20 protein-coding genes and 1 pseudogene are annotated in these 20130 nt (G+C 62.2%); 15 read left to right on the forward strand and 6 right to left on the reverse strand.

The genetic code is table 11. From position 1 onward, the window contains the following. Positions 1–74 precede the first annotated feature (74 nt). The 9 genes from ACXJ16_RS11710 to ACXJ16_RS11750 are packed head-to-tail and all read left to right on the forward strand — an operon-like array spanning position 75 to position 9169. A complete protein-coding gene (locus ACXJ16_RS11710) occupies positions 75–476 on the forward strand; it encodes a hypothetical protein (protein WP_463920720.1) in 402 nt (133 codons plus the stop codon). A gap of 59 nt (positions 477–535) precedes the next feature. Continuing rightward, positions 536–1126 (forward strand): restriction endonuclease subunit S domain-containing protein, encoded by a 591-nt coding sequence (locus tag ACXJ16_RS11715; protein ID WP_463920721.1) that lies wholly within the window; start codon positions 536–538, stop codon positions 1124–1126. A 2-nt stretch (positions 1127–1128) separates the two neighbouring features. Beyond that, positions 1129–2646: a type I restriction-modification system subunit M gene (locus ACXJ16_RS11720; protein WP_463920722.1), complete on the forward strand. Its 1518-nt coding sequence runs from the start codon at positions 1129–1131 to the stop codon at positions 2644–2646. Then, entirely contained in the window at positions 2639–3793 is a 1155-nt protein-coding gene (locus ACXJ16_RS11725) for a restriction endonuclease subunit S (protein WP_463920723.1), read from the forward strand. The genes ACXJ16_RS11720 and ACXJ16_RS11725 overlap by 8 nt, the downstream gene beginning before the upstream one ends. Beyond that, complete coding sequence (locus ACXJ16_RS11730) at positions 3790–4491, forward strand: DUF3800 domain-containing protein (RefSeq protein WP_463920724.1); 702 nt, start codon at positions 3790–3792, stop codon at positions 4489–4491. Before ACXJ16_RS11725 ends, ACXJ16_RS11730 begins: the two co-directional genes overlap by 4 nt. After that, positions 4491–4946 carry a hypothetical protein gene (locus ACXJ16_RS11735; protein ID WP_463920725.1) on the forward strand — a complete coding sequence of 152 codons (456 nt, stop codon included), beginning with the start codon at positions 4491–4493 and terminating at the stop codon, positions 4944–4946. Before ACXJ16_RS11730 ends, ACXJ16_RS11735 begins: the two co-directional genes overlap by 1 nt. Next, positions 4933–5244 carry a hypothetical protein gene (locus tag ACXJ16_RS11740; RefSeq protein WP_463920726.1) on the forward strand — a complete coding sequence of 104 codons (312 nt, stop codon included), beginning with the start codon at positions 4933–4935 and terminating at the stop codon, positions 5242–5244. Before ACXJ16_RS11735 ends, ACXJ16_RS11740 begins: the two co-directional genes overlap by 14 nt. Then, positions 5241–8453, forward strand: a complete 3213-nt coding sequence (locus ACXJ16_RS11745) for a type I restriction endonuclease subunit R (protein ID WP_463920727.1) — start codon at positions 5241–5243, stop codon at positions 8451–8453. Before ACXJ16_RS11740 ends, ACXJ16_RS11745 begins: the two co-directional genes overlap by 4 nt. Then, positions 8450–9169 carry a M48 family metallopeptidase gene (locus ACXJ16_RS11750; RefSeq protein ID WP_463920728.1) on the forward strand — a complete coding sequence of 240 codons (720 nt, stop codon included), beginning with the start codon at positions 8450–8452 and terminating at the stop codon, positions 9167–9169. The genes ACXJ16_RS11745 and ACXJ16_RS11750 overlap by 4 nt, the downstream gene beginning before the upstream one ends. 133 nt (positions 9170–9302) lie before the next feature. Here the strand turns inward: ACXJ16_RS11750 and ACXJ16_RS11755 are convergent, their stop codons facing one another. The 3 genes from ACXJ16_RS11755 to traA all read right to left on the reverse strand — a co-directional run bounded on the left by ACXJ16_RS11755 (position 9303) and on the right by traA (position 13714). Beyond that, positions 9303–9935, reverse strand: a complete 633-nt coding sequence (locus tag ACXJ16_RS11755) for a hypothetical protein (RefSeq protein WP_463920729.1) — start codon at positions 9933–9935, stop codon at positions 9303–9305. A 251-nt stretch (positions 9936–10186) separates the two neighbouring features. Next, positions 10187–10879, reverse strand: coding sequence for a DUF6118 family protein (locus ACXJ16_RS11760; RefSeq protein ID WP_463920730.1), 693 nt, complete (start codon positions 10877–10879; stop codon positions 10187–10189). A 9-nt stretch (positions 10880–10888) separates the two neighbouring features. After that, positions 10889–13714 (reverse strand): Ti-type conjugative transfer relaxase TraA, encoded by a 2826-nt coding sequence (gene traA / locus ACXJ16_RS11765; protein WP_463921788.1) that lies wholly within the window; start codon positions 13712–13714, stop codon positions 10889–10891. Between the two features lie 171 nt (positions 13715–13885). Here traA and ACXJ16_RS11770 point away from each other — a divergent pair, with 171 nt between their 5' ends. The 6 genes and pseudogenes from ACXJ16_RS11770 (at position 13886) to ACXJ16_RS11795 (ending at position 16388) form a co-directional block, all read left to right on the forward strand. Further along, complete coding sequence (locus ACXJ16_RS11770) at positions 13886–14212, forward strand: conjugal transfer protein TraD (RefSeq protein ID WP_463920731.1); 327 nt, start codon at positions 13886–13888, stop codon at positions 14210–14212. A 16-nt stretch (positions 14213–14228) separates the two neighbouring features. Next, positions 14229–14441 (forward strand): conjugal transfer protein TraD, encoded by a 213-nt coding sequence (locus ACXJ16_RS11775; RefSeq protein WP_463920732.1) that lies wholly within the window; start codon positions 14229–14231, stop codon positions 14439–14441. Positions 14442–14512: 71 nt separating this feature from the next. Beyond that, positions 14513–14770: a hypothetical protein gene (locus ACXJ16_RS11780; RefSeq protein ID WP_463920733.1), complete on the forward strand. Its 258-nt coding sequence runs from the start codon at positions 14513–14515 to the stop codon at positions 14768–14770. Positions 14771–14782: 12 nt separating this feature from the next. Further along, a pseudogene (locus ACXJ16_RS11785) lies at positions 14783–14911 on the forward strand (excalibur calcium-binding domain-containing protein); the annotation flags it as partial. Between the two features lie 348 nt (positions 14912–15259). Beyond that, entirely contained in the window at positions 15260–15841 is a 582-nt protein-coding gene (locus ACXJ16_RS11790) for a hypothetical protein (protein WP_463920734.1), read from the forward strand. A gap of 328 nt (positions 15842–16169) precedes the next feature. Beyond that, positions 16170–16388 carry a helix-turn-helix transcriptional regulator gene (locus ACXJ16_RS11795; protein WP_463920735.1) on the forward strand — a complete coding sequence of 73 codons (219 nt, stop codon included), beginning with the start codon at positions 16170–16172 and terminating at the stop codon, positions 16386–16388. A 64-nt stretch (positions 16389–16452) separates the two neighbouring features. Here the strand turns inward: ACXJ16_RS11795 and ACXJ16_RS11800 are convergent, their stop codons facing one another. From ACXJ16_RS11800 to ACXJ16_RS11810, 3 genes are all read right to left on the reverse strand, one after another. Then, positions 16453–16737 (reverse strand): sigma factor-like helix-turn-helix DNA-binding protein, encoded by a 285-nt coding sequence (locus ACXJ16_RS11800; protein ID WP_463920736.1) that lies wholly within the window; start codon positions 16735–16737, stop codon positions 16453–16455. Further along, complete coding sequence (locus tag ACXJ16_RS11805) at positions 16734–17621, reverse strand: ArdC family protein (protein ID WP_463921789.1); 888 nt, start codon at positions 17619–17621, stop codon at positions 16734–16736. Before ACXJ16_RS11805 ends, ACXJ16_RS11800 begins: the two co-directional genes overlap by 4 nt. A 362-nt stretch (positions 17622–17983) precedes the next feature. Further along, positions 17984–19951, reverse strand: coding sequence for an adaptor complexes medium subunit family protein (locus ACXJ16_RS11810; protein WP_463920737.1), 1968 nt, complete (start codon positions 19949–19951; stop codon positions 17984–17986). Positions 19952–20130 lie beyond the last annotated feature (179 nt).

Consider the following 20130-nt stretch of genomic DNA (forward strand, 5'->3'; position numbering starts at 1 on the left):
TCCTCGGCTCCTGCCCCCACAAATCAGCGCGATCGCCAAATAGCTGCCCTCGGTTCTCCGAGCCGTGGACGACGGTGAACGACCGACGTTGGGACCTCGCGCTCGGTCTGCTTTGGAGCGCGAAAACAGGAAACTGGTCATTCGGATTTCATCTACGAGATGGCCACATCCGCCACGAAAGCCGACGTTCGCGATCCATTGTCATGGTGTCGAAACCACCCGTCCGTTCATACCAGAAATACCGGCCCACCAATGGCGCGATGGGCCACATCTTCGCTCAAAGCTTTGCGGCCGAGGAAGCCATTCACATGGTTCTGGCATTGGCCAGCGGCGCACTGGCCGAAGCAGAGGTAGCAGAATGGTTGCGGGGCAAGGCTGACCTGAACCGCCGCCAGCGTACGGCGCTGCGACCTGCATGTCCGAGCCACACCGCTCAACCTGGAAAAAATTGCTGTAAACCGCTCTACAGCGTTTAGATCTTGATTCGGCGCGCCGAATCATTTATGTGCTGTGACATGTCCTACAGAGGAATTTTATGCGCCTCGATGCCATCTGCCAATTCCAATCCGGGTTCACGGTTCGGGGCAAACTCAACCAGCAGCCCGAGGCTGGGCAGCTCGCCATGCAATTGCGTGATCTGCGCGAGGATGGCTCCATCGACATGGCCGGCGTGCAGCGCTTCAATCTGGATTTGCAGGTCGATCGCTACGCACTTCAGCCCGGCGATGTAGTGTTCCGGTCCCGGGGCCAGCCGAATTTCGGGTATGTTGTAGCCACGGAAATGGCCGAACCTATCGTCGCCCTGCTACCGCTGATCATCCTGCGCGTGAATACCAGCCTTGCAACCCCGGATTATCTGGCTTGGGCCATCAATCAGCCCGAAGCCCAGCGACAGATCGATCTGGAGGCGCAAGGGGGCACTTTGCGCATGGTCCCCAAAAGCGGCCTCGAGGGCATCACGATCCCGGTGCCCAACCTTGCCACCCAGCGCGTCATTGTCGAAATCGCCCGATTGGCGACCAGGGAAGCGGCGCTGCTTCATCAACTTGCCGACAGGCGAACCCAATTCACCGGCCGTGTGCTTGCCGATCTTGCGCAAGCCGGTGCCCAGCAGAAAGGCCTTTGACCATGACCGACCAACAGATTCAGCAACAGGTCAACCAGACGGCTTGGGCGGCGTGCGACACGTTTCGTGGCGCGGTCGATGCCGGGCAGTACAAGGATTACATCCTGGTGATGCTGTTCCTGAAGTACATTTCGGACCTCTGGAACGAGCACGTTGAAGCCTATCGCGATCAATTCGGTGGCGATGAGGCGCGCATCCGTCGCCGGCTTGAGCGTGAACGCTTTGTCTTGCCCGAAGGCGCCAGCTTCTACGACCTGCACGAGCGGCGCAACGAACCCAACATCGGCGAGCTGATTAACATCGCGCTGGAAGCCATCGAGCGTACCAACATCGCCAAGCTGGAAGGCGTTTTCCGCAACATCGACTTCAATTCCGAAGCCAATCTGGGCAGGGTCAAGGACCGCAACCGCCGCCTGAAGAACCTGCTGGAGGACTTCGCCAAGCCTGCGCTCGACCTGCGCCCCAGTCGCGTGTCGGAAGACATCATCGGCGAATGCTACATCTACCTGATCTCGCGCTTTGCATCGGACGCGGGCAAGAAGGCGGGCGAGTTCTACACCCCATCCGCCGTGTCGGGTCTGTTGGCGCGGCTTGCCAATCCACAGCCGGGCAACACCATCTGCGATCCGGCCTGCGGCTCCGGCTCGCTGCTCATTCAGGCCTCGCAACAGGTGGGGTCGGACAATTTCGCGCTCTATGGGCAGGAGGTGAACGGGGCAACCTGGGCGTTGGCGCGGATGAACATGTTCCTGCACGCCAAGGATGCCGCGCGCATCGAATGGTGCGACACGCTGAACAGCCCGGCGCTGGTCGAGGGCGACCATCTGATGAAGTTCGACGTGGTGCTGGCCAACCCGCCGTTCAGCCTCGACAAGTGGGGCGCGGAACATGCTGGCGATGATCCGTTCAAGCGGTTCTGGCGCGGCATTCCGCCCAAGTCCAAGGGCGATTATGGCTTCATCAGCCACATGATCGAAATCGCCAAGCGCCAGACCGGGCGCGTGGCGGTGATCGTGCCGCATGGCGTGCTGTTTCGCGGCGGCGGCGAAGGGGCGATCCGCAAGGCGCTGATCGAAGAAAACCTGCTCGACGCGGTGATCGGCCTGCCCGCCAACCTGTTCACCACCACCGGCATTCCCGTGGCCATTCTGGTGTTTGACCGCAGCCGCGAGGACGGCGGGGCCAATGCCGACCGGCGCGATGTGCTGTTCATCGACGCGAGCCGCGAGTTTACCCCCGGCAAGACCCAGAACCTGCTGGAAGCGGGGCATATCGAGCGGATCGTCGACACCTACCGCGCCCGCGCCGAGGAGGCGAAATATTCGCACCGGGCCAGCCCGGAGGAGATCGCCGAGAACGACTTTAATCTGAACATCCCTCGTTATGTCGACACGTTCGAGGCGGAAGAGGAAATCAACGTTGCAGCCGTGCAGACGGAAATCGACCGTATCGAGGGCGAATTGGCCGAAGTGCGTGCGCAGATGCGGGCTTATCTGAAGGAGCTGGGCGTCAATGCGTGATGGTTGGCAACATCTCCAACTTGAAGAAGTTTGCGAGCTTGTGAATGGTCGCGGCTTCAAACCTCATGAATGGAAAAGGGAAGGTCTCCCAATTATCCGGATTCAAAACCTAAATGGCTCCGATAATTTTAACTATTATTCTGGGGGTTATGACAAAAAAATTGAAATTTCGCCAGGACAACTACTGTTTGCGTGGTCTGGAAGCCGTGGCGCTTCATTTGGGCCGCATATCTGGAATGGGCCAAAAGGCGTTCTAAATTACCATACTTGGAAAGTTAAACCAAAGAACGGAAGCGACCGTGACTTTCTTTTTCAACTTCTAGGGTTCGAAACGCAAAAGATCGAAGCGTCGTCGCATGGGGCATCAGCATTAGTTCATGTCCAAAAAAGGGATATGGAAAAGCGCATTTTTGCGATTCCACCACTCCCTGAGCAGCGCAAGATCGCAGCGATCCTGCGGACTTGGGACTTAGAGCTGGAAAAACTCTCCGCCCTGCGCAAAGCCAAGGAGGCACGTCTCGACGCGCTGCGGGCATCCCTGCTTTTCGGCACAATGCGAATGGGGGCGTCTCGCCCGAACTGGCCAATGCGGCGACTGGGCGAGGTCACGGGGGAACTGACGCAGCGGAACGCCAAGCTGGCGTTTGGCCGTGCTGCCGTCATGGGGGTCAGCAATGCGCGTGGAATCGTGCCCATGCGCGAACAGACGGTGGCGGGCGACATCAGCCGCTACCTGCTGCTGCCCCCGCTCGGCTTCGCTTACAATCCGATGCGTATCAACGTCGGCTCCATCGCGATGAACAAGGCCGGGGAGACTTTCCTCGTCAGCCCGGATTATATCGTGTTTGCCTGCCGCCCGGACAGCATGGAGCCAGACTATCTCGATCACCTGCGCCAGACCCGCTGGTGGCTGCACCACATCAATGCCGGTGGCTCCGGCAGCGTTCGCCAGCGGACCTATTACGACGACCTAGCCGCCCTGCAACTGCGCCTGCCAGAGATTGAAGAGCAGCGGGCCATCGTCGCGGTCCTCAACGCTGCAAAAGCCGATATCGACCTGACCGACCGCGAAATCGCCGCCCTTACGCGCCAAAAACGCGGCTTGATGCAAAAGCTGCTGACGGGGGAATGGCAGGTGGTCCCATGAAATTCGAGGTCTACTGCGACGAGACGCTGCCCGATCTGTTCACCACCGCCCACCCCAGGGGGCGTTATCTGATGATCGGCAGCCTTTGGCTTCCCAACGATCTGCGCGATAGCGTCAAGGCCCGGATCGCGGCCTTGCGCGCGCGGCATGGCGTTCACGGGGAAATCAAATGGCGCAAGGCGTCTCCGTCGAAGCAGGCCTTTTACATCGATCTGATCGATCTGTTCATGAGCTTTGGGCTGGATCTGCGGTTTCGCTGCATTGCCGTGGACCGCACGCAGATGCAGGTCGCCCTCCACAACGGCGATGCCGAACTGGGCTTCTACAAGTTCTACTACCAGGTGCTGCATCACTGGATACTCGACAACAACGAATATACCGTCTTTTGCGACCTGAAGCAGAACCGCGACCGCTCGCGCCTCTCGACGCTGAAGCGGGTGCTGAGGACGGCGAACCGCACGTCGGTGATCGCTGATGTTCAGTCATTGCCTTCGCCCGAAGTCGTGCTGCTGCAACTTTGCGATGTCTTGCTGGGCGCGGCCTCGGCGCGCCTCAACGAGCGGCGGGACCTTGGCCCAGCCAAGGAAGCGGTGGTGGCTCATCTCGAGCGTCGGCTCAACCGGCGCCGCTTGTCCGCCACTGGCAAATACGAAGAAAAATTCAACATCTTCCGCATCCAGTTGGGTGGCGGATGGTGATGCCCCCGCTGCTCCATCTGGCCGATGCTGACGCCTATCGCGCCCACTATGAGGCGACGCTGTGTCGTGGTGGCATTGTCACGCACGACGGCATCAGCGTGCTGTTCCGCAAGACCGATTTCGATCATGCGTTTTTCGAAAGTTCGAACCGCCGAGGCAGCAAGGACGTCTTCTCGCTGGATCGTGCAGAGCGACTCGACTGGATCGTTCCTGCGCTAGCGGATCAGCAGGCGCAGCGTTTCCAGGGCTGGAACAGCCGATACCAGCGCCATGAACCTGCGCGTCGTGTGACCGTCGTCATCGACAATTTCGTGATCGTGATCGGCGTCAGGCTCCATCGCCAAGATGCGCTCAAGGCGCAATTCATGACATGCTACAAAGCCGACAACAGCATCGGCAAAATCGTTCAGGCTCCCGCTTGGAGCCTTCAGGATTGCCTCAATGCGCTACGTTAAGAAATGGCGGGCGCTGATTTGCTATGCTGGCTCAGCGCCCGAAGCCTCGATAGGTTCACGGCCGATGGGCAATGAACTCACGCCGGTTCTATACACAAAATTGGGAAAAAGTCAACCGTGGGTTGACAGGGGCGAACGGCATCTAACGTCTGCCATCGAGAAAACCCAGAAAAACAAAAGGGCCCCGGCCTTTCCAGAACCCTTTCGTCGACCGGAAAAAGCCCAATCCTTGGGCGAGTATATGGCCCATCTAGATGAAAATTTCAATCACTCTCCCGATCCGGAGTTTTGGCCGTGAGCTTTGAAGCCGCTGAAAAGCACCAGTCCCAGATCCCGGCGCTGCAAATGCTGGTGGCGATGGGCTTCGCGCCGTTGTCCCAGGCCCGGGCGCTGGAACTGCGCGGAGATCGGCTGCGCAACGTGGTCCTGGATGACATCGCGGTCGAAAGCTTCATGCGGATCAACCGCTTCACACACAAGGGCCGCGAATATCCCTTCGACTTGGAGGACGCGCACGAGGCCCTGCGCCGGCTCAAGCCTACGCCGGATCGGATCAGGGGGCTGAAGGCCACCAATCAGGACGTTTATGACACCCTGGTGCTGGGCACCACGATCACCAAGGCGATCGACGGCGATTCCAAAAGCTATTCGTTCCGCTTCATCGATTGGGACCACCCGGAAAACAACACGCTGCATGTGACGGCGGAATACACGGTGGAGCGCACGGGCAGCACGCAGACCAAGCGGTGCGACATCGTTGCTTTCGTCAATGGCATTCCGGTCCTGGTGATCGAGAACAAGCGCCCGACCGAAAGCCTGAAGAAGGCTGGCAGCCAGCTTATCGGCTATCAAAGCGAAGACAACATTCCGCAGCTGTTCCATTTCGCGCAGCTGCTGCTGACCATGAACCGGGTGGATGCGCGCTATGCCACGGTGGGCACGCCGCAGAAGTTCTGGGGCACGTGGCGCGATGAGGAGGACAGCGATGAGGTGATCGCGCCCATCGCCAACCGCGTCTTGACCGAGTCGGAAAAAGCCATCGTGTTCTCGGGCGATTCCGCGAGTGCGCGGCGCTATTTCGACGCCATGGCCGCTGAGGGGCCACGCACGGTTTCACCGCAAGACCGGGCCTTGTTTGCGCTGTGCAGGCCAGAACGGATGCTGGACCTGATCCGGCGTTTCACGGTGTTCGATGGCGGGGTGCGCAAGGTGGCCCGGCACCAGCAGTTTTTCGGCATTCGCAAGGCGGTCGAGCGCATCAAGCAGCGCGACCTAGACGGTTCGCGCAAGGGTGGTGTGATCTGGCACACGCAGGGGTCTGGCAAATCGCTGACCATGGTGATGCTGGGCCGCGCCTTGGCGCTGGACCGGGCTATCGTGAACCCGCGCATCATCATCGTCACCGATCGCGACGATCTCGACAAGCAGATCAAGGGTACGTTCAAATCCTGCGATATGGAGCCGGTGCGGGCGACGACCGGGGCCAACTTGCTGGAACTGATCGAGCACAAGACCCCGTTGATCACAACCATCATCAACAAGTTCGACACCGCGCTACGTGGCAGTGCGCAGCCGGACGATGATGCGAACATCTTCGTGCTGGTTGATGAAAGCCACCGCACCCAGACCGGCAAGCTGGGCGGGCACAGCCAGTTTGCCACCAAGATGCGGCGCCTGATTCCCAACGCCTGCTATCTGGGCTTCACCGGTACGCCGCTGCTGAAGAAGGACAAGAATACGCTTTCGACCTTCGGTGGGCTGATCCACAAATATGCGATCAACGAGGCGGTGGCCGATGAGGCCGTTGTGCCGCTGCTCTATGAAGGCCGCATGGTCGAGCAGCAGATCTCCGGTCCAGTGATCGACAAATGGTTCGAGAAGATCAGCGGAGGCCTGACCGGCCAGCAGAAGGCCGATTTGAAGCGGAAATTCTCGCGCATGGATGCGCTGGCCAAGACCGGCCAGGCAGTCCGGGCGAAGGCTTATGACATTTCGGAGCACTACCGCCAGCACTGGCAGGGCACCGGTTTCAAGGCGCAGTTGGTTGCGCCTTCAAAGGCTGCGGCCATCCGTTTCAAGGAAATGCTGGACGATATCGGCCATGTCACCAGCGAAATCATCATGTCGCCCCCAAACGACAACGAGGGGAACGAGGAAGTCGACAAGGAATCGAAGGATCTGGTCCGCAAGTTCTGGGACCAGCAGATGGCGCAGTACAAGTCCGAGGAGGAATACAACCGGCAGATCATCGACGCCTTCAAGGGCTCGGGCGATCCGGAAATCCTGATCGTGGTGTCCAAGCTGCTGACCGGGTTCGATGCGCCGCGCAACACGGTGCTCTATGTGTGCAAGCCGCTGAAAGAGCATAACCTGCTGCAGGCAATCGCGCGCGTGAACCGGCTGTTTGAGGAAGATGGCGTTGAAAAGCAGTTCGGCTTCATCATCGATTACGAAGGTCTGCTGGGCGAGCTGGACAGCGCGCTGACCACCTACAGCGCGTTTGATGGCTATGATGATGGCGACCTTGCCGGCACGGTTCACGATGTGCGCGAAGAGATCCGCCGGCTACCCCAATTGCACGACCAGCTGTGGGATCTGTTCAAATCTGTCCGTAACAAGAAGGACATGGAGGAATTCGAGCGGTTCCTGGCCGATGAGGCAATCCGGCACGATTTCTATGAGCGGCTCAAGGCCTATGGCCGGTGCCTGCACATCGCGATGTCGTCGGACAAATTCCTCGATGTGTTTGACGACGCCAAGATCGACACAATGAAGCGCGACTGGAAGCGGTTTTCCGAACTGCGCCGCTCGGTCCAGTTGCGGTATCAGGAAATCGTCGACATCAAGGAGTTCGAGCCCAAGATCCAGAAACTGCTCGACGATCATGTCGTGGCTTTGCCCGCCGAAACGATCATCGAGGTGGTCAACATCAACGATCCCGAAGCCCTGAAAGCGGTAGTCGAGGAAAATGGGGTGTCGGAAGGCTCGAAGGCCGACCGCATTGCCAGCGCAACGCGCCGCACCATCACCGAGAAAATGGACGAAGATCCGGCATTTTACCGCCAGTTCTCGGACCTGCTGGAGGAGACTATTCGAGCTTATCGCGAACGGCGGCTGTCGGAACGTGAATACCTGGGCAGCGTGGTTGACTTGGCCAGCAAGGTCGCTCGCAAGGATCGCGGCCGGCAAGTGCCCGATGCTGTGAAAGGCGACGACGACGGTCAGGCCTTTTTCGGACTGCTCGACGGCCGACTGTCCAGCGAAGATGGCGAGCCGATCGATCAAGACGCTGCTGCACAAGTGGCGCTCGACATCATTGCCATCATTAAAGCCCATCACATCGTCGGGGTCTGGTCGAACGACGTGGCGCAGAACAACATGCGCAACGCGATCGACGATTACTTCTTCGACGTGCTGCGCGATGAAAAGGGCATCGGGGTTCCGGTGGACATGCTGGACGATCTCGAGCAGAAGATTCTCGACCTCGCCAGGGCGCGTTTTCCGTGACGGAAGACGTCTTTCTCAGCCTGGAATTCGGCGAGACCCGCATCGCGTATCGCGTTGTTCACCGTGCGCGCAAGACACTCGAAATTGCCGTTGAGCCAGACATGTCTGTCGTTGTCGCCGCGCCACAGGATGCCAGCGCTGAGGCGATCGAGGCGAAAGTGCGCAAGCGGGCTGGCTGGATCATGCGCCAGCAGCGCTATTTCGCTCAATTCATGCCACGCATGCCCGAGCGCCAGTTTCTGCCGGGCGAAACGCACCGTTACCTCGGCCGCCAATACCGCCTAAAAGTGGTGCCCCATGTGCAACGGGCGGTGAAAATGACCCGGGGCCATCTGGTCGTGCAGACACACCGCCCCCTAAGTCCCGAAACGACCCGTGAACTTGTCGAAGCATGGTATCGGGAAAAGGCACAGGCCAAGTTTGCCGAACGCATTCAGGCAAACCTTGAGCGATTCCACGATAGCGAATTGCGCCGCCCCAAAGGCCTAATCGTTCGCCAATTGAAGCAGCGCTGGGGTTCGATGTCGCCAGGCGCACGTTTGATGCTGAACCGGCGCCTGATCGAAGCCCCTCTCGACGCCATCGACTACGTCATCACGCACGAACTTTGCCACGTGACCGAACCCCATCATGGTGCGACTTTTTTCGAATTGTTGGCGAAGGTGATGCCAGACTGGGAGCGGCGGAAGCAGAGGCTTGAGCAGGCCATGGCGTAATCCGCGCCAAGACCGCCGCTCAGATCGTAGGACGCCGAAGTCGGTGAGCGCGGCGCCACGACCGTAAACGCTTCCAGGTTGCGTTGCGCTCGCGAGTAACTGAGGTCAACGGACAAGGACAGCCGACCGAACTTCATGCAGTACCAATGCCAGAGGCGAACGTCTGGTTGCGCGTCGACCAGAGGAGATTGTTGGACTGATGGTCCACGCCATTGGCGTCAAGAAAGGTCAGCAAACCATCGGAATTGATGGTGCTGCCCACGATCTTTGCACCCGTCGCCGAAATGTTCGTCCAGCGCAACTGATGCTCGTAACGATTGAAGCTGTCGAGAAAATCGGTATAAATCGCGTCGATGTGGATGTCGAAGTTGTCCGAAGGCTTGAACTGGATTCCGCCGACCGCCGACTTTCGCACGAATTCGCCGTCATCTGAAACGATCGTCGTGGCGTGATCAAAGCTGTAGGTATCGTCGAGATAGCTATCGAGATTGTTATCAAGGTTCTTGTTGGATTCTTTCGCCGTTTCGACGCCGTAACCGGTAAAACCGGTCTGGATGACGCGCCGGCGCTCGTAGTTGACGCCTAGGTTAATGCCCAGGGGCCCGTCGGCAAAGACCCCGCTCACGAACGCCGAAACGTGCGGCGTGACCTTCTTCGGATTGGTCTCGTAAATACCTTCCATATTGAGCGCGATGCGGTTCGTGCCCACATCGACGGGGCGCGCAATTTTAACGTTCACAGTTGCCGAAAGGCCGCCATCGATCATGTCTGCTGTCGGCCCGTCCTACGCGTCTGGGATGGGAAAGCTGCCGGTCCCGCTTCTGGGACCGCGAAATCGGCATCTGAATGGCCGGGAAGGGTCGCGAGTTGCCGGAACTGGACGTCCCGCACTTCGAGACCGAAATTTTGTTTTTCAAGGATTCGAAGCCAACCCGGCTTCACCGATAGGCGCGGAATTTATCTCCCATCGGATGTTCGCGGCCTGCCGTTCTTTTGGTGCCAGTGGTGCCGCCACTTTCACCTGCCGCGATCACGACCTCTGGCGCTTCCGCTCTTACCGCGCCCCGCTTGTGGCTTCGCATCTTTCCCAGCCTCCGCGCTCTTTTCCTCCAGCGATTGCATCGCAGCTTTGACCTTCGCCCACCTCTCGGGATCGTAAACTTCCAGGAGGCGCTCCCCGGCAGCCCAGCCATCCCGCTGCAGAACGTCCGCCGCGCGCTGCTCGGGCCAATACCAGCTCTCCGGCATCCGGCGATCTATAGCCGGCGGACACACACTCCCGAGGATGATGCCCCAGAACAATGCGATGCTTACGCCAATGAGCAGCCATTTCAGCTGCCGCTGCTCTTCCAAGGCCGATCCCACGACCCGGCCGATCGAATTGGCGGCAATATGCAGTTCGTGCTGCGCCTGTCGCCACGCCGCGTGATCGGCATGGCGCCCGTCCGTTCCCGCCGCCTGAATCTCGGCGGCGATCTTCTCCGGCGTCAACGCCATCGCCGGTTTCTCTTTCAGCTTGTCGACGAACACCCGGACGGCCTCGAACTGCGCATCGATCTTCGCAAGCTCCGGACTGTAATCGCGGGCATGCACCTCCTGGAAGGTGACGGCGAGACCGTCGACGGCGGCGGTAAGTCCTGCCAGGCGCCGGCCCATGGCCTCAAACGCAGCAGCAGGATCGAGCTCTTCGGGGGTCTGGTTCTGGGTCATCCAGCCAGCCTAAAGCCCAAGGCCGCGCGAACGCGAGCGGTCCAGCCATCCCTGGATGGCCTGAGACGGCGATCTTTTCTCAAGCGATCCCAGCCCCAGTTCGGCGCCCCGGTTGCGCAGCCGCGACTCGAGCTCGGGGTCGCGGTGCAGGGCCTTGGCGAGGTGGTCGATCCGCTCCAGCGCACTCTCTTCCCCGAGCGCATGATGCATCCTCCGCATCCGCATAAATTGCCGGGTCTGGTTCTGCCATTCGGCGACAAAGCGGTCGGCCCGCAGATCGGCGGCGATGCGGATTTCGCTCTCGGCCATCATCGCCTGGATTGCGCGCCGGGTCTGACCCTTGCCGGTCTCATCGACGAGGTCGGGCGCCTTGGTTAAGGCCATATGGAGATCGCGGGCACCGTGCTCGCGCTGGCGGTCGAGATTCTGCGCCGCCGTGGTGAGCGCCTGCCACTGGAGACCGATCGGCTCCAGCCCCTTGTCCTGAATCCTGAGAATGTCCTGCACCGCGCGGCCATAGCCGCGCACTGCCACTTCGAGCGGCGTTGCCTGCTGCAAGACCTCCGGAGCCTTGAGCCTGAGCCCGGCGAAGGGATCGCGCTTGACCGCAGCCGCTAGATCCGGCTCGCGCTTCTTCTCGAAGGCCGGACCGTAATCGGACGCCATATCCTTCGAACGATCCCGGCTCAGCGCGCGCACCAGCTTGGATCGATCGGCAAAGTCATCCTTGCCATAGTGAAGGTCGACCTGTGCCCGATGGCGCGACAACGCCACATAGGCGCCGTGCCGATCGAGCCCCGGCGTGGCGAGCACCTGCACCCGGTCCACCGTCATGCCCTGTGCCTTGTGGATCGTCGCGGCATAGCCGTGATCTACATCGGCATAATCCTTGAGGTCGAAGGCGACCGACCGGCCATCATCAAGCGTGACCGCCATGCTGAAGGGCGAAACGCTGCGGAGGGTTCCGAGCGACCCGTTCTTCACCCCCATGCTGCGCTCGTTGCGGAAGAACATGACACGGTCGCCCACCGCAAGGACCCGCTCGCCGCGTTCGACCTTGAGCGCGACATCCTCGCCCAGCTCGCCCGCCGCGCGCAGGCGGGTCCGCGCCGCCTCGTTAAGCTGACCCACTTCGTCGTTGGTATGGGTGAGGATAATCCGGCTCGCCTCGGGATGCGCCCTCCTATCCTGATCCCACTGTCCGACCAGCGCCTCGCGCGCGATATCGCGGGTCGCTGAGACATGGACATGCCCGGCCTTTTCGTAGGCGAGCAGCGCTTCGCCGGTCCGCCCGGTCGCCAGATCGCGGGTGGCCTCGCGCTGCCACTCCTCGCCCTGGCGGCGCACCTGCATGATCTCGACGCTGCCATGACGCTCGGCAATGCTGCGGAAGGCGGCGCCCGCCTCGATCGCCTGCAACTGCTCGGGATCGCCAACCAGCACGACCTTGGCGCCGCGCTTCTCGGCCTCGGAGAGCACCCGCTCCATCTGCCGGGTGCCGACCATCCCGGCCTCGTCGATCACCAGCACCGAGCGATCGGTCAGCAACTCGCGATCCTGCGCCCATTGGCGCTCCATGCTGGCGATGGTGCGGCTTGCAATGCCCGAGCCACTTTCCAGATTCTCGGCGGCGATCCCGGAGAGCGCCGCACCACGCACCTCATAGCCCGCCGACTGCCAGGCATCATGGGCAACACCGAGCATCGCGCTCTTGCCGGTACCGGCATAGCCGATCACCGAGGAAAGCCCTCGGCCATTGGTCACATGCTCGAGCGCGCCGCGCTGCTCGCCCGATAGCGAGAGCCCCCTCGCCTCCGCACGGGCCAGCGCCTTTTCCTGCATGGCGCGGCTAACGCCATGACGCCGTTCGGCATCGAGTTTGATGGTGGCCTTCTCAAGCCGCTTCTCGGTCTCGATCATCGACCGCGACGTGAAGCGATATTCCCCGCGCCCATCTTTGCCCAGTGCGATCAACTCGGGCGAGGATTTGACCGCGCCCAGGACCTGATCGAACTGCTCCTTCCCGTCGCTGTGCCGGTGGACAAACTTGGCGAGGTCGCGAGTGGTGAAGGTGGCCTGTTGGTGGGTAATCGCATCGAGCGCGATTGCCGGATTGGCGAGGATCTTCTCGCCATTGGCGCGGGCGATCGCGTGATGCTCTTCAAGCCGCTCGCTCTCCAGCCCCTGCCCCGCCATGCGCGAGGCAGCAGGACCTATCTTGTGCTGTGGTTCCAGCTCTATCCCCTGCGCCTCCAGCGAGCGATGATCGATCCGCGCATCGATGTCGAGTTCGGCCAGCCGCTGATTGACGTGATTGGCCCAGGCTTCGCGCCAATGCGTAAGCAGTTCGGTGCGGTTCCAGTCGCGCACCTTGGCACCGAACCCTTCCTCGGTCACTTCGCGCATGCCGAGCATCACATGGGCGTGGGGCTTGGGCTGGCCGTCTTCGCCGATATCCCAGTGCACATTGAGATCGGCGACCATGCCGCGCGCCACGAACTCGCGGGACACGAAGTCACGGGCCAGGCGAATGCCTTCGGCCTGGTCGAGTTCGCGGGGAATGGCGAACTCGACCTCGCGGCAGAGCTGCGCGTCCTTGCGCTTCTCGGCCGCCTCGACATCGTTCCACAGGCACTCGCGGTTGTGCCACTGTTCGGGGGCGTTCTCGGGGAGGATCACTTCCGAGTGGACGACGCCCGCCTTGTTCGAAAAGTCATGATCGCGCCCCAGCCGCTCATCGTGCAGCCGCGAGGCGGAACGATAGGCGGCGGCGGCCACCGCCGAGGAGCCGGTAGCGCGGGAAATGACTTTGGCCGAGAAGTGGTAGATCGCCATGACGGCCATCCATTTACACTTCAAGCAGCACGTCGGCACGACGTATAAGCGCGCCCTCGAACGATTTCATCGCACTCGGGAACGCGAAATCCCAAGAGATTTCACGCTATTGTTCGGCCGTGAGACTCCCGATAGCTGAACTGTCCGCCTCCATCAACGAAAGGACGGACGATGCGCAAACCCCGTGACTATGACGCCGAACTCAAAGTGCTTAACGACAAGGCGCGGCAACTCAAAACCCGCAAGACCAGCCAGCTCGGCGAACTGGTGAACGCGACTGGTGCCGATGCCCTGGCCGCCGAAGTGCTGGCGGGCGCCCTGCTCGAAGCCGCGACCACCACGGACGCAGCGAGAAAGGAGGCATGGCGCAAGCAAGGTGCCGCGTTCTTTTCAGGGCACGGCAAAAGCCCTCGCGCGGGAGCTGGGAGCAAGCCGCGCAGCGCTGCGCCGGAACCGGGCGGCGCACAATTGCCTCTCGGCGAGCCGGGCGCGGCATGACCGGCGCGAGTGGCAAGTGAAGCGGCGCGAACGGACCCGCCGGCTCATTGAGCTCGGCGGCCTAATCGTCAAAGCCGAACTGCTCGAACTGACCGAGGATGACCGCGCGGTGATCCTTGGCCTTCTGGTCGACGCAGCGGCAAGACTGCGCGGCGGAGATCGCGAGCAGGCGCTGACGCTGTGGCGGCGGCGCGGCCTGCGGGCCTTTAGCGATCCGTTAGAGAGTTAGCGGCACAAAGATCCCCGTCCCCTCGGTCGCCGCGCGCGGAGACCGAGGGGCCGGGCTGCGGGGGAAAAGCGATGCCAAAAGACCGGCCGTTTCGCACGGTGCCGATCCAGCACAGACGGCAGTTTCGCTGGCGCCGCCTTCTGCGGCAGCGGCGCGTGGCCGTCGGCAGAATCGCGATGTGGTTCGCCGTGGCCGCGCTCGTCGGCGGCGGTGCCTTTTATCTCAGCATGCAGGGTAACAGTATCCGCGAACTGACGGGGCGTCTGCTGCCGGACACCGGCTCTGCGGCGGGTGCAAACGCTCGGGCTTACTATGCCGATTGCGACTAGGCGCGCGCCGCGGGCCGGGCGCCGATCCAAGTCGGCGAACCGGGCTACCGCGCCGAGCTCGATGCCGACGGCGACGGCACCGCTTGCGAGCCCTATCATGGCCATCGTTCGCACCGCCGCAGATCGCGCTTCCACTTCTAGGCTGCGCGAGCGATCGAGCGCTTTCCAAGCGCGTCGCATGCGGCGCGAGCGCCGCCGATTCCAGTCAGTCCTTGGCCTAAGGATTCCCGTCTGTTATCCTGCTGGGGCGCTGCGCAAAGGGCAGCGCCGGGACTGGTAATCCCGCCAGAGAAGCAAACTCGGAAAACACGGTTTTCCGGGGTGCCGTCGCGTATGTCCAAACCCTCGGGTGAAAGGCGGCGGCGCATGTCTCTGGCATGTTACCAGCTCCGGCGGCTCCCGCGCGTTAGCGTGCGGGAGTTCGGGACTGGTCCGCATGGTCCCTTAGCCTTCCGCCAACCCGCCCCGATGCGGACCCGGAGGTGCTAAATGAACAGCCTTGTTCCTGCGACTTCACCCGATGAAACGGCCGCCGTCTCGGCGGCACTCAACTCGCTCCCCGACGAGAATTCGGCGCTCGCCGCGCTGTGGAAGATCTACGGCGCACAGCCGGTGCGGCTGGTCCGCACCCAGGAGGGTCGCAAACTCAGCCTCGCGCGCTACGTCCGCGCGGAGGAATTCATGGGCAGCCTGGCGCCCGACGCGCCCGGCGACTGGCCGGACTTCCTCTATTCGACCGGGATCGTCGTGCAACTGGCGCTGTCATCGCACCTGCTCGATGTCGGTTTTCCGGACAGTTGGTGCGCGCGGTATATCAGCCTCAATGTTGACCGTTCGCTGGCCTATGCCAACGTCACGGCGTTCGGCTACGATTGCGCCGAGACAGCGCGGCTCATCCAGGTGCTGGCGCCCTACTGGAAATGGAACCGGATGCACCTCACCGAAGGCCAGTATCCCGACGACGGCGGCTTCACGCCCGACCGGGTGCGGATGCTCGTCGGCGGGCTCGTCGATCACGTTTGCCACGTCACCGGCCATGCCCGCTCGCGAAGACAAGCGACGCCGTCCTGACCTCGCCCCCGGCGCAGGCGATCGGCGACGACCGAAGGCTCGGACACAGAAGCGCGCCCGAGCCTTCGGTCATGATAAATGCGGAAAGATCACAACGCACTGCGTTCGCTGAGACGGCTTGGGACACGAACGCCAAAATCGCCGGTCCGGTGCTGAAATTTTTTTGGTGTCCACGAGTGTCCCCTGATGTCCCATTCGGTTCAACTCGGGGAATCCTGTCCGGCAATATCCGATAAACGCCAATTAGCGCCCTTGCGACGGACGCGATTTAGCCCGATCTTGCTCGTCGGCCGGCCAGTCCACCTCGTCAAACCGGAGGACGTGCCACATGAACATGACGCCCCCTGATCGTTTCCTGCGCCTCAATGCCGTGCTCGACCGCACGGGCCTGTCCCGTGCCACGCTTTACCGCAAGGTCCAGACCGGGACTTTCCCGGCCCAGGTCCGCATCGCCGCGCGGTGCTGCGGCTGGCGCGAGAGCGCCGTCACCGAATGGATGAACAATCCCATCTCCTACACCGTCGAGGACTTCCCGCCCCGCTGCTGAACCCGTGCCCCGCCCCCGGCGCAAGATCGGGCGCGCCCGCTACTGCGGGCGCGCCCTGACTTTGTCACCATCCCTTGCGCTGCTGCCGCTTCGTGGATTGGATGATCATGCCCATGGCCCGGCCCATTTCTCGCTGCGCCCGCTCGGGGGTGATATGCAGCCGCTCGGCGATCTGCTCATACGTCAGCCCCTGAAACCGCGACATGCAGAACACATTGTTGGTGACATAGGGCAGCGAACGGATCGCCCGGGCCAGCCGCCGGTGCTGCGGGTCCTCGTACTCGGGAAATGCATGGCGCAGAAACGCCTCGTGGATCCGCTGTTCGAACCGATAGAGAAAGCCGGTCATGCCGCGTCCTCCGCAAAGGCCAGCAGAAAATCGGCCGCCTTGCTGGCAGCGCTCGCCGCCCGGAAAATCGCCTTCTCATCGGCGCGCATGACCTCCAGCCACGCACCGAGGTAATCGCTGTGCCGTACCGTCGGATGGATACCGAGCGAGGCGCAGGTGAAGGCCGCCGTCATTTCCGCGACAAGTTCCTCCCTTGCATACTGGGCGGAACCGAACTTTCCGGACATATCCCGGTTCAGCCTTGCCTTGCCGCCGGCCCAGTGCCCCATCTCGTGGAGGGCTGTGCGAAACCAGTTTACCGGCTCGTGATAGGCAGCCTGCGGAGGAACCTGCACGTAATCCTGCGTCGGGGAATAGAACGCCTCGTGCCCGCCGATCCGGAAATCCGCGCCGCTTGCCGCGATCAGCCGGTCGACCTCGGCAATCTGCATCACCGGGTCAGACACCCCCGGTTCCGTCATGAACCGCTCCGGCAGTCCCTCAATCTGATCAAGATTGAAGACAACGAAGCGCTTCAGAAACGCAATCGTTCTCGCCTCCCGGTCCTCGCCGGCCGCCTTCTCGGCCTCGTCCTTTGGCGTGAAGCGGTCCGCGTAGCACACCACCGTGCCCTTCTCGCCGCGCCGGACATTGCCGCCCGCCGCGATAGCCTGCCGGTAGGTCAGCCAGCGCTGCGAGGAAAACTGCCGCTCCGCCGCCTCACACCACAGGATCAGGATATTGATCCCCGAATAGGCCCGCCCCGATGCCGCATTGCACGGCATCATGCACGGACACCGCGAACTATCCCAAGGCTGCCCCCAGGGAAGCCTGCCCTCCTCGAGCTCGGCGATGATCCGCGCCGTGACTTCGCCGTACAGGCTCTGACGATCTGCCCTGTTCATTTCTCCTGCTTCCTTTCTCCAACCGCCATTGACCGGCGCCGGGGTGGCGGGGGGCGGCAGGAGCGGACCACAGGCCTCGCCTCGAATGGCGCGGCGCACCCGCAGGGCCGGAATGAAATGGAGGAGGCGGGCAGAGCCCGCCTTGCGGCGCGCCATGGCGGGGCCAAGGGGCCGTGACGCCCCCCGCCAGCCAGGAGCTGGGCAACTCCGACGCGGCGCAGCCGCGGAGACCGCTGACGGGACGCGCCAGCGTCCAGCCCCGACAGCGATCGTCACGGCCATGCCGACGAGACGCCGCAGGCGGCTCGGCCCGAGCGTCAGCGAGGGTAGAGCGCGGCCGTGCGCAGCACGGGGCGGCTAGATCATGCCGCCATCCACACCTGATTGAGGATCTGCGCTGCCAGCGCCGACTTGTCCTGCGGAAGAAAACGCCCGTAGTGCTTGGCCACCATCTCGGGCGTATCCTGGATCGCATAGCTTGCCCGCTCGAAAGAGCCGGTCTGCTTCAGGATATGGGTAGCGAGCACATCGCGGATATTGTGCGGTCCGTGCGGAAGCAGCCCCGCAATCGCGCCTCGGCCGGTGTAGGGATTGAAGATGCCATATCGCTGGATGACCAGACGCCAGGCTTCATAGAAGGTGCTGCTGTTGTAGGCGGCATCCTTGCTTGTCACCTTGGCCGATTTCACGAAGAAAGTCTCGGGATCCTCCGCCCCGCCCAAGAGGACGGCGCGGTGCCGGCTGACGTAGTCATCGATATGACGGTAAAGATCGCCAAGATCGGGAAGCACCAGCCGGAAAGGCCGTCCACCGAAGAAGGAGGAACCGGCGTTCTTGAACGCAGCCGCCGGGATCAGCACCTCCCAGCCGCTTTCCCGCTCGCTCCACCGAAGCTCGCCCCGTTTCAGCAGTTCGAGCTGGCGTTCGGTTCTCGGCGCCTGCCCGCGCGGGCAGACAAGCAGCTGCCGCAGGTTCTTCTGGCGGACGCCAAGATGGAGGCCCAGGCGAATGAGGAGAAACGAACGCGCCGCCTCCGCCGCCGCGCGCGGATGCCGGCGGGCATCGGGCGCGAGGCGCAGGACCTCGTCGGCGATCTTGCGGTATTCGCCGACCGGACTGTCCGCTTCGAGCACCGGCAGGATCGGTTCGAAGGGATCACGGTGCACGCGAGCCACACGCTCGATTTCCTTGGCCCGCGCCGCAGCATGGGCATGAAGCCGGTCGCAGGCAGCCGGCCAGTCGGCGCGAATGTCATCGATCTCGCCCTCAGTGGCGATGCCCACAATCGGGACCAGCCGCTCAGCCAGCTGCGACATCTGGCGAAGCCAGCCGGTTCCCTCGCGGGCAAACGCCATGCCGTTGCGCAGCATGTCGACTTCCCACCGGGTGAAGAAGCCACGGCGCTGCTCGCGCCACTGGATATACCAGTCCCAGAGCCGGGGCAGGACAAGCATGGCCAGTGTCAGCTGGCGCAGCGGAATGCCGAGCCCACCGATCACGCCTTTCGGCGAGGCAGCCATTGCACCGAACATCAGGCCGAGATGCTCCAGCTTCATGGAGGTGGTTTCCTCGTTCCAGACGCCGTTGCGCTGAAAGCCGATGTCGGTCAGCGTCGACGACTTGAAGTGCACAAGCTGGGCAATCTCAGCCGTCAGCCCCGGCGGCGCTACCTTGTTTGCAAGCCCGAGCTCTTCATCCTCATCGACTGGACCACCATCGCCATCGGATATCGCGGCGGACTTCGCCTGGGGCTTGCGGCCCGTGAGGGAAGGGAAGCAGAGACCGTAGCGATTCTTCATCGCGGCAGCCTGATAGAGCCGGTACTCCGTCGCGCCCGAGATCACGACGGTCCGGACCCATGCCAGAATCTCGTTTCGCTCCGGGAGCGGGCGCTCGTTGAAATCATCCGGCAGATGCCAAGCCAGCCGTCGCTGTTCGGCGGACGGAACGCCATCCAACTTCAGACCCGACGGCGCCCGCGCAGGGTGCGGCAGCTTCGCCTTGAAGTAGCCTGCCGGCAGCGCATAGCGGGCTTCGATCCGGGCCAGGATTTCGAGGCTGAGCGTGCTGCGCGGGGTCCGCTTGCCCGAGCACCACGCCTTGATGGTAGCGGGATAGAATTTCTCGTCCGGCCGGATCACGGCCCGGTGCAACATGAAATAGGATTCTTGGTAGCGGGACAGGTGAAGACAGAGTGCTTCTGCGAAGCCGGCAGGATCGATCCATTCATCCGCCAGCGGGGCGAGGTATTCACTCGGGATCTTGCGGACGACGCCGCGCTTCCTGGCGCCGGTGCGGAGAGGTTCCGCACAGCGTGATGTCGATGACATTAGGCAGGTTTTCCAATTTTCCGGTTCATCGCCGGCCGACGTTTCCGGCCGACGCTGACGCTATCGGCGCGAAAGGAGCGTGCAGGCAACTGTCAGACCAAGGCCGAAATTCAGCGCAATGAGCAATCCAGCGACGACCGTCGCAGCAGATGCTTCAGACAAACAACGGACCAGACTAA

Source organism: Novosphingobium sp. TK71 (assembly GCF_055361505.1).

Coding starts and splice junctions, on each gene's coding strand:
- ACXJ16_RS11715 (WP_463920721.1), top strand. CDS start 536: ATGCGCCTCGATGCCATCTGCCAATTCCAATCCGGGTTCACGGTTCGG.
- ACXJ16_RS11720 (WP_463920722.1), top strand. CDS start 1,129: ATGACCGACCAACAGATTCAGCAACAGGTCAACCAGACGGCTTGGGCG.
- ACXJ16_RS11725 (WP_463920723.1), top strand. CDS start 2,639: ATGCGTGATGGTTGGCAACATCTCCAACTTGAAGAAGTTTGCGAGCTT.
- ACXJ16_RS11730 (WP_463920724.1), top strand. CDS start 3,790: ATGAAATTCGAGGTCTACTGCGACGAGACGCTGCCCGATCTGTTCACC.
- ACXJ16_RS11735 (WP_463920725.1), top strand. CDS start 4,491: ATGCCCCCGCTGCTCCATCTGGCCGATGCTGACGCCTATCGCGCCCAC.
- ACXJ16_RS11740 (WP_463920726.1), top strand. CDS start 4,933: ATGCGCTACGTTAAGAAATGGCGGGCGCTGATTTGCTATGCTGGCTCA.
- ACXJ16_RS11755 (WP_463920729.1), bottom strand. CDS start 9,935: ATGATCGATGGCGGCCTTTCGGCAACTGTGAACGTTAAAATTGCGCGC.
- ACXJ16_RS11760 (WP_463920730.1), bottom strand. CDS start 10,879: ATGACCCAGAACCAGACCCCCGAAGAGCTCGATCCTGCTGCTGCGTTT.
- traA (WP_463921788.1), bottom strand. CDS start 13,714: ATGGCGATCTACCACTTCTCGGCCAAAGTCATTTCCCGCGCTACCGGC.
- ACXJ16_RS11770 (WP_463920731.1), top strand. CDS start 13,886: ATGCGCAAACCCCGTGACTATGACGCCGAACTCAAAGTGCTTAACGAC.
- ACXJ16_RS11780 (WP_463920733.1), top strand. CDS start 14,513: ATGCCAAAAGACCGGCCGTTTCGCACGGTGCCGATCCAGCACAGACGG.
- ACXJ16_RS11790 (WP_463920734.1), top strand. CDS start 15,260: ATGAACAGCCTTGTTCCTGCGACTTCACCCGATGAAACGGCCGCCGTC.
- ACXJ16_RS11795 (WP_463920735.1), top strand. CDS start 16,170: ATGAACATGACGCCCCCTGATCGTTTCCTGCGCCTCAATGCCGTGCTC.
- ACXJ16_RS11800 (WP_463920736.1), bottom strand. CDS start 16,737: ATGACCGGCTTTCTCTATCGGTTCGAACAGCGGATCCACGAGGCGTTT.
- ACXJ16_RS11805 (WP_463921789.1), bottom strand. CDS start 17,621: ATGAACAGGGCAGATCGTCAGAGCCTGTACGGCGAAGTCACGGCGCGG.
- ACXJ16_RS11810 (WP_463920737.1), bottom strand. CDS start 19,951: ATGTCATCGACATCACGCTGTGCGGAACCTCTCCGCACCGGCGCCAGG.